The organism is Acidobacteriota bacterium, assembly GCA_033549365.1.
Classification (GTDB): domain Bacteria; phylum Acidobacteriota; class Aminicenantia; order Aminicenantales; family Saccharicenantaceae; genus JAWSUF01.
In genome coordinates, this window is sequence record JAWSUF010000003.1 from 232,860 (window position 1) to 245,448 (window position 12,589).

The window sequence follows — 12,589 nt, forward strand, 5'->3', positions numbered from 1 at the left end:
TTATCCCGCTCGGCCTCCTCCTCCTCCTCCTCCTCCCCCGCCGCCTCCGCTGAATCCTCCGCCCCCGCCGGAGGAATAGTGAGCGGCGGATGTCGATGCCTGCTGGATGGTCGAGGCCGTCTGCTGGATCGACCGGATCAGGCCGTCAAGCCGTCCGGGGCTCAGCAGAGCCGCCCGGTCGGCGCCGTGATACCAGCGGACGGGGGCGGCCCGCTCGTCCCCGAGAATCCGCGGCAACATTTTGAGAATATTTTTGGCGTTTCCGAAGACGATGCCGAAGACGAGATAGTGGTCCCACAGCTTGTAGGCTTCGGGAGGCAGTTCCTTGAAATCGGAGAAGTGGTCCAGAAATCGGGCCAGCGATTTCCACAGTCCGTATTCCCGGGCCCAATGCCGTTCACGCCGCTTGAGCGTGGGCACAAGGGTCACGGAGAAGACGATCAGGATCGGATTGGCGATCAGGATGCCGGCGGCCAGGGTGATCCAGAGAAACCGGTTTTTCATTTTCAGGCTGAGCGGCTCGACGAAGCCGAGTTTTTTCGCTTCCCCATCGATGGATCCGACCCAGGCATTGAACCATGTTTGAAAGGCCCGGGGATTTTTTTTCAAGGCCGCCTGGAAATCCCGGAGCGCGACGGCGTCTCCGGGAACGCCGGCCTTTTTTGCCGTGGATATGAAAACCCGGTCCAGGAGGCTGATTTCGTAAGGAAGAAGAGACGCATCCTTGCGGTAATCTTTCCTGAGGACGAGGGTTGTTTCGACACGGTCTTTCATTCCGAAGAGGCCTCGTTTCTCGACCCGGCGGTCGTCGAGTTCGAGATATCCCCTGCGGGCCAGGTCGAAAAGCGTGGCCGTGAAAGAGCGCGGCGTCGCCTTGCCCCCTTCCCGCATCAGGACTTCGACGAGTGCGGGCCGCAGGTCGGACGGCGGCTCTCGAAAATATTCCGGAATGTCGTCGAAGCGATAATCCCGGCCCGTTTTCGACCACACCGAATGGAAGACAATCAGCCAGATTGCGGGCAAAAGGACAAGCGAAGCCAGCCAGGTCAGACCGAGGAAAATCATGAGGCGTGCGACGCGTTCCCGGGCGGCCTTTTCCCGTTCGGCCCGGGCGATGGTGTCCCGGACGAATTGCGCTTCCTCCTTCCGGATCGAATTGCGGTCATGGCGGTCGGAGGGGATTCCGGCGACGATTCCCGAAGGCCAGACAAAGCGGATCTCCACGAACTGAAAGGGCGGAACCCTCTGGGCGGTGAAACGGGCCGTCCGTTCGTCCACGATTTCAGACCGGCCGGACAACGGACCGTGGCCGTAGACGAGGAGTTCATCGCGCCCGGCCGCGGCTTCGGGCAGCGTGACGACGATTTCGACCCGGTCGGTCCGCTTGTCCCAGTCGTCTCCCACCGCCTGCCAGTAGAGTTCCGAGACGTCGGGATAGCTGAAAATCCCGTTTCTCACACGATAGCGGAAGCGAAACGTCCGGCGCTCGTTCCGGGCCCGGTAGAAATATTTGGCTTCGAAGCGGCCGCCGCCGGCGGAACGCTCGATGCGGAGCGGCGCTCCCTGTTCGTCCAGGACGGTAAAATCTTCGACGGCGATGTTGAAGACGGTTTTCCGGCGCTCCACCTTGAGGGGGATCCAGTACGTCGCCCAGCTGAAATCCCCGCGGAAATCGAAGGTCCGGTGCTCCTCGACGGTGAACGAGCCGTCGGCTTCGACGGCAATGGCCATGCGGACTTCGGGGAAATGATAGTCCTTCGATTGTCCTTCGAGCCGGCCTGCTCCGGTCCACAGGACCCCCAGAAGACAGAATCCGAGAAGCCCGAGGACGCGGCGGCGGGACGAGGGTTTTTTCATGAGCAACATGTTCTCCTATGGCCGGCGCATCATGCCGAGTCCGATCATAAAGTAATGGACGGCGGAAACTCCTGTCAGGGCCAGGGTCAATGCGTAAAGCCAGGACAACTCCGGGACGGCGTGTCCTGTGGCGTTGAAAAGGAGGACAGCCAGAATCGTCGATACCTGGCCGACCGTGCTGGTCTTGCCGACCAGCGAAGGTGGAAACTGTTTGACTCCCCTGAGAAGAAGGATGACCAGGGAACCAGCCACGAGAAGGACATCGCGTCCGATAACCGCGAGCGTCAACCAGAGAGGGAGCAGGTTGGGTCCTATTCCGCCGGGCAGGCTGAGGGTGATGAACGCGGCCGTCAGAAGAATCTTGTCCGCGGCCGGATCGAGCCACACACCCGTCCTGCTCCGGAGATCAAGGCTCCGCGCGGCCCACCCGTCCAGAACGTCGGTGATCCCGGCCGTAAAAAAAATGATCAGGGCCGTTCGGGGGCGTCCGGCCAGAACTTCCAGAACGAAAAACGGGACGAGGATGATCCTCAGGAAACTGATCAGGTTGGGCAGGAACCGCAGCGTTTTCAGCGGATCAACCTCTTGATGATATCCAGGGATCGGACGGCATCCGGTCCCGAAACCGGACGATCCGGCAGAAATTGCCTGTCGGGGGAAAGATCCATGATCTGGTAAGCGATGACTTCCGTGATGGGCTGATGGAATAAATGCTCCGGCCCGACGTCGGAAATTTGGATCCTGTCGGGGGGGATGAGCTTGACCAGGCGATGGCCCCGGGTTTCCAGATGCCGGATAAGCCGCATGAGCGTGTCGGCCATTTCGGCCCGGCTGACCGTTTTTCTCGGCTGGAAGGTGTGGTTGTCGTAAATGTCCTGAAAGCGCAGGGCCGTCGTCTGCATGATGAATCGGGAAGCCCAGGAGGTGGCGATATCGACAATGATGGGAGGCTTGAGATCGGACCGAATCTGGTCCGAGAAACGGACGGAGATCAGGGCCGCGACGTCCTCCCGGGCCACGGCCTCTTTGGCGGGGATGGCGTCATACATGCTGGGAAGCTCGAAAATGCCCAGGCGGGTTTTCAATGTCTCGATCCTGGCCGCCGTCTCCTTGTCGCCGGGATCCAGGGTCCGGATCTTTTCGTAGGTCTCCAGGCTTCGGCCGAGATGTTCGGCCTGAAACAGGGCTTCGGCATAGATTTTCAGAAGGCCCGTATGACCCGGCTCAAGAGACAGGACGGACTCGAGATGGAGAATCGCGCTTTGCGGATTGTTGTCTTTCAAGTACAGGCGGGCGAGTTCCATCTGGGCCTCGGTCGACTCCGGATGGTAGAATAGAAGACGCAGCAGGGATTTTCTGGCGGCCTCGGTTTTTCCGGCCGCGGCGAATGTCTCGGACTCGCGGAAGAGATTGTCCGTGATCCGCCGGCGAAGCGACTCAAAACGCGGCACGACCCAGGGATGGTCCGGACTGACTTTCAAAATTTCCCGGTATTGGGAGAAAACCTCTTCGTCCCGGCCCTGAATTTCGTAGATTTGGGCCAGCCCGATGCGGGCGGGGATCATGTCGGGGTCCGATCGGGCGGCGGCCTCGAAAAAATCCGCGGCGGCGGCGAGGTCCTGATGGAGGAAATAGACATACCCGATGCCGACCCCATAGATCGGACTCGAAGGATCGAGGCGTCTCAGGCTGCGTTCGGCCCGGACGCCCTGACCGTTGCGAAGATCCCTCCAGGCGTCTTCAACGATGATGCGCTCATCGAGGCTCATGCGGGACGTGATTTGCGAAGGAATGCTTTCGATATGGAACGACGGCGGCTGGACGGGCACGGAAGCGCAGGACCAGAACAGGCCCGCCGTCATCATCACACAGGCTGTTTTTTTCACCACGGAGACTTCCCCCTTTCAAGATAGGGTAGATAATTGACGATGACGGCCGGATCGGCCATGACCTGATAGTCGGCATACCCGGGTGATTCCCGGTGCTTGAGAATCAAGGCCCGGCGGGCCAACGACCGCCGGGCCTGGTCCGCCTCTCCCGGAATGCGGAGCGTGTAGATGCGGAAATCGCCGAACAGGATTTTCCGCAGTCCTTCAAGAAGATCCGGGAGCCCCCGGCCCGTCAGCGAGGACACGGCCACGGATTTGTCCGGAGCCGAGGCATTGCCGTCCAGCAGGCGCGATTGTTCTTCGGCCGGAAGGAGGTCGATTTTATTGAAAACCCGGATGACCGGAATCTCCGAGGCGCCGATATCCGCAAGAATGGATTCCACGGCTTCCATGCGATTCTGGGCATCGGGAAGCGCGGCGTCAATGACATGAATGAGAGCGGAAGCCTCCCGGACGTCCTCAAGCGTGGTTTTGAAAGACGTCACAAGTTCGACGGGAAGCTTCCGGATGAAGCCGACGGTGTCCGAGAGGAAAAAATAGGCGCCGTCGGAGAAGGAGACACGCCGCAGAACGGGATCCAGCGTTGCGAAGAGCGTCGGCGAGGTGAACCGGCTTTCCTTGCACAATGCGTTGAAAAGCGTGGACTTCCCGGCGCTCGTGTAGCCGACGAGGGCGGCCGTGGGAACAGGGCTTCGGCTCCGGCTTTGCCGCTGATTGTTCCGACGTTTCTGAAGGCTTCGGATCTCTTTCCGGATCTTGGAGATTCTGTCTCCGATCCGCCGCCGGTCCTCCTCGAGTTTTTTTTCCCCGGGGCCGCGCGTTCCGATCCCCGCTCCGAGCTGGGAAAGAGCGATGCCCTTCCCCGAAAGCCGGGGCAGAAGATAGCTCAATCGGGCCAGTTCGACCTGAAGTTTTCCTTCGCGGCTCACGGCTCGCCGGGCGAAAATATCGAGGATGAGCTGGGTCCTGTCCACAACCGGGACTTTCAGGGACTTCTCCAGGTTTCGCTGCTGGGCGGGAGAAAGGTTCCGGTCGAAGATGACGCCGTCGACCGCCGACTCCGCCGCCAGGGCGGCGATCGTTTCGATCTTGCCCTTTCCGAGAAGGTATCCGGCATGGGGGCGGGCGCGGAATTGGCAAATTTCCCGGACGGCCGAAATGCCCGCGGCGGCGGCCAGGCCGGCCAGTTCACGGAGAGATTCCCCGGCGTCGACTCTTTCTTCCGAACTCACGGCCAGATTGACGAGAATCGCTTTGTTCATAATCGTCTTATTGTATGACGGATTCCAGGCATCGCTCAAGTCCGGCGATGTCTTCTGCGGCGAACCAATGGACATCGGTCGTCTTTCTGAACCATGTCATCTGCCTTTTGGCGTACCGGCGCGTGTCGATTTTCGTTTGCTCGGCGGCTTCGGCCGCCGTCATCCGGGCCTTGAGGACTTCCAGGGCGTGGCGATAACCCAAAGCCCGGAAAGGCGGCGCGGTCTCCGGGATGCCCCGGGCCAGAATCCCCCGGACCTCCTCGACCAGACCGGCGGCGAACATTCGGTCCACGCGTTCGTCGATCCTCCGGCGGTGCGGCTCCTTCTCCCTATGCAATCCCAATTTCAGAACCCGGAATCCCGCGAGATAAGAGCGGGTCTTTTTAAAATGTTCGGATAGAGGAATCCCCGTGGTTTCGTAGACCTCGAGGGCCCGGATGATGCGCAGCCTGTCCCGCCGGCCGAGCGTTTGCGCGTAATCCGGATCGGCGCGTTCGAGCCTTTCGTAAAGAACGTCGAGCCCCTGCGTTTCGGCGTCGCCGTTCAGGCGGGCTCTCAACTCGGGATTCCGGCAGGGTCCCGGAAAAAGTCCGTCCACGAGGGCTTTCAGGTAGAGCCCGGTGCCGCCGACGATGAGGGGAAGGGCGCCCCGGGAAAGAATATCCTTGACCGCCGCCTGAGCTCCGGCGGCGAAGTCCGCCGCCGTGTACTGGTCCCGGGGTTCGGCGACATCGAGGAGATGGTGGGGAATGCGCCGCCGGTCCTCCGGGGACGGCTTGTCCGTTCCGATATCGAAATCCCGATAGACCTGCATGGAGTCGGCATTGATGATTTCACCCCGCCGGAGCGAGGCCAGATGCATGGCGGCCGAACTTTTTCCCACGGCCGTCGGCCCGAGAAGAATCACGACAAAGCGGTTAAAGGCTCATTCTCCATAAAATCCAGACGGCCAACAGCGACAAAACAACGAGGGCCGCCCGGATTTGCCGGCGATTCATGGGAGTTCCCCCACTTTTTCCAGGTTTCTGACGATGTCGGCTTCATGTTCCGAACCCAGGGTTTTCTTGACGGCCAGGACTCCGGCCGACAGTATCTCGTCGAGACTTCTCAGGAAAGCCCGGCGCCGGTCTTCCGTAGCGACGTTGATGTTCATGCGCAGGAAAGGACGGAATTCGACTTTTCCCTCCGGGGTCAGCGAAAAGCTTTGGAGAGCCGGATCGATGCGATCCCGGATGTCGGCGAAGGCCTTCTCGATGACGTTCATGGCCACGGGGCCGAGTTCCTTGGAGATGTACTTGTAAATGTAGGAGCATCGATCATTGAAAATGCCGAACAGCCGTTCCATTTCGGTCAGGGACAGGTCCTGGGCCGTCCGGGCGGCGTTCTGTCCCGGAGATCCGGTTTCGACGGCCGCCCCGAGACACATGAGGGCGAAGAGAATTTTTCGCGTTTCCCCGACGCCGAGCAGGCTGGCGGCGCAGAGTTCCTTCGGCGTCCGGGGGACGGCGAGGAGATCGAGAACATAGAGGACATGGGGCTCGAACTCGGAATGCGGCAGCCGATAAGGCGAGAGACTGCGGATTTTTCGATCGTCTCCGGAAAGACAGGCCACGATCCGGGCGGTGTCCTTCATGCGGCGGATGCCCTCCACAATGATCGGAGGAAGAGAGAGCGGGCGGACCAGCGAAACGGATGTTTTCGCTTCGGGGGTTTCAAAATGATAGGCTCCCCGGGCCCGGTCGAAAACGGGATAAAGACGTTCTTTCCAGAAAAGTTCGAGTTCCTCCCAGAGCTCGGCAGGCGGCAGAAGTCCGCTCTCGAGGATTCCGCGAAGAGGAGGCAGGTTGTTCCTTGAGCACAAGGATCGGAAACAATCGAGGATCGAGGCGTTGAGACGTTGCCTGCGGGACAACCGGTCGAGAAACTCCGCTCCGGGGAAGCTTTCCTGTTCGATGCCCATCCCGCCGCGTTCAAAAGACAGGATGAGAGTTGCTCCGTCGAGATCCAGGGAAAGCCGTCCCGAGGCCTGCTTGCTCCAGATTCGACCCAGAAGGGCGGCGAAAGGCAGGCTGGAGAGGTCCCCCCGGAATTCGGCGTTTTCCATGAGGATAATTTATCGGTAGAGCCTGTTTCTGTCAACACACAGGAGGAAACGCGGACCTCACTGCATAAAACTCCGTCCAAGGATTCCGAAACCGATATAAACCAGGCTTTTGAGAAGCCAGAACCCGTAGGACAGGATCAGGCCCTTGCGGATGTCGACCTTAAGGACGGCCGACAAGCCCCATCCCAGCACGCCGAACATCCAGAGTTGGAAGAAATCGAACTGGCTGAGGACGATATACGCGGTCGAAGTCACCTCGAGATCCGGGAAAAACAGGGGCAGCCCCGTGGAGATCTTCATCACGGATTTTTTGGATTGGATCAGGATCAACCGAACGGCGTTCCCCAGAAGCTTGTCCACGAAGCTGGCGTGGAGGAGAACCGCAAAAATCTGCATGTAGCGGCCCTCGGCCGAGACGAAGCGCCCGAAAACAAACAGCATCAGGGTGGAAAAGAAAAAACCGATGACGGAGGCCACGGGAACCGTGACAAAGGTCTGGATGATGCGGCTGGCCGGAGTCGGGTTTTCCATCCTCCGGATCATTTGATTGAAGCCGTCGTCGCCCAACCGTTCCTTGAGCTTGACGTTGTCCCGGAACATCTCCAGTTGATCCTGCTGAATGTAAGGCGTTGTGATGAAGGAGAAGGCGATGACGGCGACGAGAAGGAGAATGAAGGCATCGATCCAAACCGGTTTTTCGGCGATTGCGGCGAACGTTTCCCGGGGACTGAAAAAGACGCCTTCAAGACGCTTGAAGAGATTCATCGTCAAAGCTCCTTTCTTTCATCGCGTTCGATCAAGCCGTCGCGGAGGTAAATGATCCGCTGGGTTTCTGCGGCCACGTCGTGATCGTGGGTGACCAGAATGATGGTGTTTCCGGCCGCGTGAATCTTATGGAACAGTTTGAGAATTTCCGCTCCCGTCCGGGAATCCAGGTTGCCGGTCGGCTCGTCGGCGAGAAGCAGGGACGGTTCGTTGACCAGAGCCCGGGCGATGGCCACGCGCTGGCGTTCTCCGCCGGAAAGCTCCGAGGGGCGGTGGTGGATCCGGGCCGTCATTTCCACCATGTCCAGGGCGCGCCGCGCTTTGTCTTCGCGCTCTTTCTTTTTGATTCCCCCGTAGATCAGGGGAAGTTCGACATTCCGGAGTGCCGACGTCCGCGACAGGAGATTGAAGACCTGGAAGACGAACCCGATGTCCCGGTTCCTAACGGCGGCCAGCTCGTCTTCCGTCATGGAACTCGCAAGGCGTCCGTTCAGGCGATAGGTTCCCGCCGTGGGAGTATCCAGGCAGCCGATGAGGTTCATCAGCGTCGATTTGCCTGATCCCGAAGGTCCCATGACGGCCAGAAATTCGTTTTTTTCGACGGTGAACGTGGCCTGTCTCAGGGCGTGGACTTCCTGACCTCCGAGGGTGTAGACCCGGGCCAGGTTTTCGACGGAAATCACGGGATCGGACGGCATCATCTTTGCCCGGCCTTTTTCTCCTCGGCCCGGATCAGGACGCCGTCCTTCAATTCCCGGAGGACGCTGTAGGGGCCGGATATGAAAGAGGCCCCCTCGTCGAGTCCGGAGACGATCTCCAGCATCATGCCGCCCATGATGCCTTTCACGATGGGCTGGAACCGGGCTCGTCCTTCCTCGACGACATAGACGCCTTCGGTCTCACCCGCCTCCGGCCGCTCCGATTCGGATTCGATATCCCGGATGACGACGGCGGAGATGGGGACGGCCGGGACGTTCTCCCTTTCAGCGGCGATGATGTCGGCGGTCGCCGAAAGACCGGGTTTGAGTTTGGCCGGCGGATCGTCGAGCGTGATCACGACCTTGAAGTCCCGCGATTCCCGGACCGCCGCCGCCGTTCTCTGGACGGCGGAGCTGCCGACCTCCGTCACGTGGCCCTTGAAGGTCATCTCGGGAAAAGCGTCAACCCGGACATCGGCCTTCTGGCCGACGGTCACGCCGACGACGTCGGTCTCGTCGACGTCCACTTCGACCTGCATGACGGAAAGATCGGCGATGGTCAACAAAACCGTTCCCGGGTTGTTCATCGTGCCGATGACCGCGACCTCGCCCTCCTCGACCCGCAGGCTGGTGATGATGCCGTCGATGGGCGCGCTGTAGGTTGTCTTGGAGAGGTTGTCCAATGTGCTTTTCAGGGAGGCTTCGGCCTGGGCGATTTGGTGATGAATGGATTTCAACTGGGCTTCGGAAACCTCGAACTGAACACGGGCGGTCTCCATCTGTTCCTTGGAAATCAGATCTTCCTCGAAGAGCTGCATTTGGCGTTCGTAGGAATTGCGGTCCCGGCGGTGGCGGGCCTCGGCCTGAATGAGCTCGGCGTTGAACGTTCGGATATAGGCGCGGTCGCGTTCGGCATTGGCTTCATACTGGGCCGCATCGAGCTGCAGAAGAAAGTCGCCCGCCCGAACCTCTTCGCCCTCGACGACGCCGATCTTGATGATCCGGCCGGGGACATGGGCGCTGATGTTGACGTTTTTCTTCGGCTTGATTTCTCCCGATGCGGAAATCAGGGCCGTCAGGTTCCGGCTGCGGACGGTGTCCACAACGGCCCGGACGGTTTTCTCGCGCTGGGTCCTCATGTTCACGAAAATGAGAATCAGAATGGCGGCGCCAACGCCCGCGAGGATCAGAATTTTTTTTCTTTTTTTGAAGAATCCCTTTTGTTCCGCCATGGATCATATCCTTCCATTCCAGGTTGTCGCGCCGGAGGCTGCTGTATTGTACGCATCGAGGCGCGAAAAGTTCTGGCGGTCGTTGCGCCGGACCCTGAAGATTGATAAGATGATTCGGCTATGACGTCCGGCCTGAAAACGACTCTTTTGGAAGAAGCCGTGAAGGCGGCCCGGGAGGCGGGCCGCTATCTCCGCGACAACATCGAGGCCGAACGTGAGATCACCTACAAGAGCTCCCTGGATCTCGTGACCAATTTCGACCGGGGGGCTCAGAGCCTCATCTTCGAACGTCTGTCCCGGGCCTTTCCGGAACACGGTTTTCTGGGCGAGGAAGATCTCCGGCGGACCGGCCGTTCCGATTTCCGCTGGGTCATCGATCCCCTGGACGGCACGACGAATTACGCGCACGGATTCCCCGTTTTTTCCGTCTCGATCGCTCTTGAAGAACGGGGCGACGTGCGCCTCGGCGTCGTTTTCGACCCCATGCGGAACGAGCTTTTCCAAGCTGTCGCGGGAGAGGGCGCTTTCCTCAACGGCCGAAGAATCCGGGTGTCCGCCGTCGAGGACCTGGAGCACAGTCTTCTGGCCACGGGTTTCCCCTATGACGTCAGAAACAGCCCATCGAACAACATCGGCCATTTCAATCGTTTCCTCGTCCGCGCCCAGGCCATCCGGCGATGCGGATCGGCAGCCATCGACCTCTGTTATGTCGCCTGCGGCCGGTTCGACGGATTCTGGGAATTGAAATTGAAACCGTGGGATACGGCCGCCGGGGTTCTCATGATCCGGGAGGCGGGCGGGATCGTCACGGATTTTTCGGGCGGGGAATACCGGCTCGGCGATTTGGAAACCCTGGCTTCGAACGGAAGGATTCATGCGGAGATGAAAAAAATTCTTGATTTTCCGGATCGGGAGACCGCGCCGTGAAGAGAGACCCGGCCGCGGTTCGGTTTTGGCTCTGTGTCGTGTTCGCGGTTCTTTCCGCGGAGCATCCGTTGTCCTCTCAGGAAATCCTCGAGCCTCCGGGCGAGCCGGAATTCCTGACACGGGTAATTGTTCCGGGCGCGGCCGGATGGGTCGACACCGGCCGTGACGTCGAGGAGGACGACGACATCGTTTTTTCCGCGACGGGTCGCATTTCCCTGCAGGTCGGGAATCCTGTGGCCGTCTGCGGGCCCGACGGCTACGATATGCGCTCCGTCCAGCAGCCTCTTCCCGATGAAAACATCGGGGCCCTGATCGGCAAGGTCGTTCAATTGGTGGGGATCAAGAAAGATGAGGAAACGGGAGAGGAAATCCGGGAGGAAATCGTCCGTTATTTCAGGATCGGAGCCTCGGCCCGGGTCCGCATGCCCCTGGCCGGACGGCTGCATCTGGGCATCAACGAAAACGTCTTCGAAGACAACGCCGGCGCGTTTACGGTCGATCTGGCCCGTTCCCGTCGGGACCGGCCAGAAACTTCTCCATAAACTGGGTGTCGATGTTTCCGGCCAGGAAATCCGAATGGGAGAGGATTTTCAAATGGAGGGGGATGTTGGTGCGAATGCCGACGATGGTCGTCGTTTCCAGGGCGGCCCGCATTTTCCGGATGGCCAGCTCCCGGGTGGGGGCCGAGGCGATGATCTTGGCCACAAGCGAGTCGTAGTCCGGCGGAATCGGCCATCCTCCGTAGGCCGCCGAATCCACCCGGATGCCTTCTCCTCCGGGAAGAACGAGAAAGTCGATTTTGCCCGGCGAGGGAATGAACGTCTCGGGATCCTCGGCGTTGATGCGGCACTCGATGCTGTGGCCGCGCATCGCCATGTCCGCCGGGAAATTGAGGTGCGTGCCCTCGGCGGCGTTGATCTGCGATTTGATCAGGTTGATGCCGTAGACGACTTCGGTGATGGGATGTTCGACCTGCACCCGGGCGTTGGCTTCCATAAAGTAAAACTGCTTCTGGGCGTCCATGAGAAATTCGAAGGTGCCCAGACTCTGGTAACCGATGGACGACGCCGCCGATTCGACGGCCTTGATCATCTTTTTCCGAAGCTTTTCATCGACGAAAGGCGAGGGCGTTTCCTCGATGAGTTTCTGGTATTTCCTCTGAACGGAGCATTCGCGTTCGCCGAAAGCCATGACCTTGCCGTGCTTGTCGCCGATGGCCTGGATTTCGATATGCCGGGCCCCGGAGATGTATTTTTCCAGGTAGAGCGACATATCCCCGAAGGCGGCCATGGACTCTCCCTGGGCGATCGGGAACTGTTCGTCGAGCTGGGCGGAAGAGTGGCAGATGCGCATGCCTTTGCCCCCGCCTCCGGATGAGGCCTTGAGAATGATCGGAAAACCGATTTTCTGGGCGACCTTACGGGCTTCCGCGACGTCCCGGACGGTCTGCTCGCTTCCGGGGATGATGGGCAGCCCGGCTTTTTTCATGGCCTGACGGGCCTGATTTTTATCTCCCATGAGCCGGATGATGGAAGCCGGGGGGCCGATGAAGGTGATTCCGGTCGTTTCGCAGATCTCGGCGAACCGGGCGTTTTCCGCGAGAAACCCGTATCCGGGATGGACGGCATCGGCCCGGGTGATTTCGGCCGCGCTGAGGATGGCGGCGATGTTGAGATAGCTTTCGGAGGCCTTGGCGGGGCCGATGCAGACACTCTCGTCGGCCAGAAGAGCATGGAGAGACTGCCGGTCGGCTTCCGAAAACACGGCCACGGTCTTGATGCCCAGCTCCCGCGCCGAACGGATGATGCGGAGAGCGATTTCTCCGCGGTTGGCGACCAGAATTTTGGAGATCATC

12 protein-coding genes are annotated in these 12,589 nt (G+C 60.0%); 2 read left to right on the forward strand and 10 right to left on the reverse strand.

Annotated features, from left to right (window positions below):
- From SCM96_06305 to SCM96_06345, 9 genes are all read right to left on the reverse strand, one after another.
- On the reverse strand, window positions 1-1,857 hold the full coding sequence (locus SCM96_06305) for a DUF2207 domain-containing protein (GenBank protein MDW7760232.1): 1,857 nt from the start codon (window positions 1,855-1,857) through the stop codon (window positions 1-3).
- Window positions 1,858-1,872: 15 nt separating this feature from the next.
- Window positions 1,873-2,502 carry a CDP-alcohol phosphatidyltransferase family protein gene (locus tag SCM96_06310; protein ID MDW7760233.1) on the reverse strand — a complete coding sequence of 210 codons (630 nt, stop codon included), beginning with the start codon at window positions 2,500-2,502 and terminating at the stop codon, window positions 1,873-1,875.
- Window positions 2,427-3,746 carry a tetratricopeptide repeat protein gene (locus tag SCM96_06315; GenBank protein ID MDW7760234.1) on the reverse strand — a complete coding sequence of 440 codons (1,320 nt, stop codon included), beginning with the start codon at window positions 3,744-3,746 and terminating at the stop codon, window positions 2,427-2,429. The genes SCM96_06310 and SCM96_06315 overlap by 76 nt, the downstream gene beginning before the upstream one ends.
- The gene (hflX, locus tag SCM96_06320; GenBank protein MDW7760235.1) at window positions 3,740-5,008 is read right to left on the reverse strand and encodes a GTPase HflX; all 1,269 of its coding nucleotides are present in this window, start codon (window positions 5,006-5,008) and stop codon (window positions 3,740-3,742) included. Before hflX ends, SCM96_06315 begins: the two co-directional genes overlap by 7 nt.
- Window positions 5,009-5,015: 7 nt before the next feature.
- Window positions 5,016-5,915 (reverse strand): tRNA (adenosine(37)-N6)-dimethylallyltransferase MiaA, encoded by a 900-nt coding sequence (miaA, locus tag SCM96_06325; GenBank protein MDW7760236.1) that lies wholly within the window; start codon window positions 5,913-5,915, stop codon window positions 5,016-5,018.
- Between the two features lie 87 nt (window positions 5,916-6,002).
- On the reverse strand, window positions 6,003-7,112 hold the full coding sequence (locus SCM96_06330) for a hypothetical protein (GenBank protein ID MDW7760237.1): 1,110 nt from the start codon (window positions 7,110-7,112) through the stop codon (window positions 6,003-6,005).
- A 57-nt stretch (window positions 7,113-7,169) separates the two neighbouring features.
- Entirely contained in the window at window positions 7,170-7,877 is a 708-nt protein-coding gene (locus tag SCM96_06335; protein MDW7760238.1) for a YIP1 family protein, read from the reverse strand.
- A gap of 2 nt (window positions 7,878-7,879) precedes the next feature.
- Window positions 7,880-8,578: an ABC transporter ATP-binding protein gene (locus tag SCM96_06340; protein ID MDW7760239.1), complete on the reverse strand. Its 699-nt coding sequence runs from the start codon at window positions 8,576-8,578 to the stop codon at window positions 7,880-7,882.
- A complete protein-coding gene (locus SCM96_06345) occupies window positions 8,575-9,807 on the reverse strand; it encodes an efflux RND transporter periplasmic adaptor subunit (protein ID MDW7760240.1) in 1,233 nt (410 codons plus the stop codon). The genes SCM96_06340 and SCM96_06345 overlap by 4 nt, the downstream gene beginning before the upstream one ends.
- A 120-nt stretch (window positions 9,808-9,927) precedes the next feature.
- Between SCM96_06345 and SCM96_06350 the strand changes: the two genes are divergently transcribed.
- Together SCM96_06350 and SCM96_06355 are read left to right on the forward strand one after the other, a co-directional pair.
- Window positions 9,928-10,734: an inositol monophosphatase family protein gene (locus SCM96_06350; GenBank protein ID MDW7760241.1), complete on the forward strand. Its 807-nt coding sequence runs from the start codon at window positions 9,928-9,930 to the stop codon at window positions 10,732-10,734.
- On the forward strand, window positions 10,731-11,276 hold the full coding sequence (locus tag SCM96_06355; GenBank protein MDW7760242.1) for a hypothetical protein: 546 nt from the start codon (window positions 10,731-10,733) through the stop codon (window positions 11,274-11,276). The genes SCM96_06350 and SCM96_06355 overlap by 4 nt, the downstream gene beginning before the upstream one ends.
- Here SCM96_06355 and accC read toward each other — a convergent pair.
- On the reverse strand, window positions 11,224-12,588 hold the full coding sequence (gene accC / locus SCM96_06360; GenBank protein ID MDW7760243.1) for an acetyl-CoA carboxylase biotin carboxylase subunit: 1,365 nt from the start codon (window positions 12,586-12,588) through the stop codon (window positions 11,224-11,226). The genes SCM96_06355 and accC overlap by 53 nt on opposite strands.
- Window position 12,589: the final 1 nt, after the last annotated feature.

Bases quoted from the DNA above. Each gene is read 5' to 3' on its own strand.
- SCM96_06335 (MDW7760238.1), bottom strand. From the start codon at position 7,877: ATGAATCTCTTCAAGCGTCTTGAAGGCGTCTTTTTCAGTCCCCGGGAA.
- accC (MDW7760243.1), bottom strand. From the start codon at position 12,588: ATGATCTCCAAAATTCTGGTCGCCAACCGCGGAGAAATCGCTCTCCGC.
- SCM96_06330 (MDW7760237.1), bottom strand. From the start codon at position 7,112: ATGGAAAACGCCGAATTCCGGGGGGACCTCTCCAGCCTGCCTTTCGCC.
- hflX (MDW7760235.1), bottom strand. From the start codon at position 5,008: ATGAACAAAGCGATTCTCGTCAATCTGGCCGTGAGTTCGGAAGAAAGA.
- SCM96_06350 (MDW7760241.1), top strand. From the start codon at position 9,928: ATGACGTCCGGCCTGAAAACGACTCTTTTGGAAGAAGCCGTGAAGGCG.
- SCM96_06340 (MDW7760239.1), bottom strand. From the start codon at position 8,578: ATGATGCCGTCCGATCCCGTGATTTCCGTCGAAAACCTGGCCCGGGTC.
- SCM96_06305 (MDW7760232.1), bottom strand. From the start codon at position 1,857: ATGAAAAAACCCTCGTCCCGCCGCCGCGTCCTCGGGCTTCTCGGATTC.
- SCM96_06345 (MDW7760240.1), bottom strand. From the start codon at position 9,807: ATGGCGGAACAAAAGGGATTCTTCAAAAAAAGAAAAAAAATTCTGATC.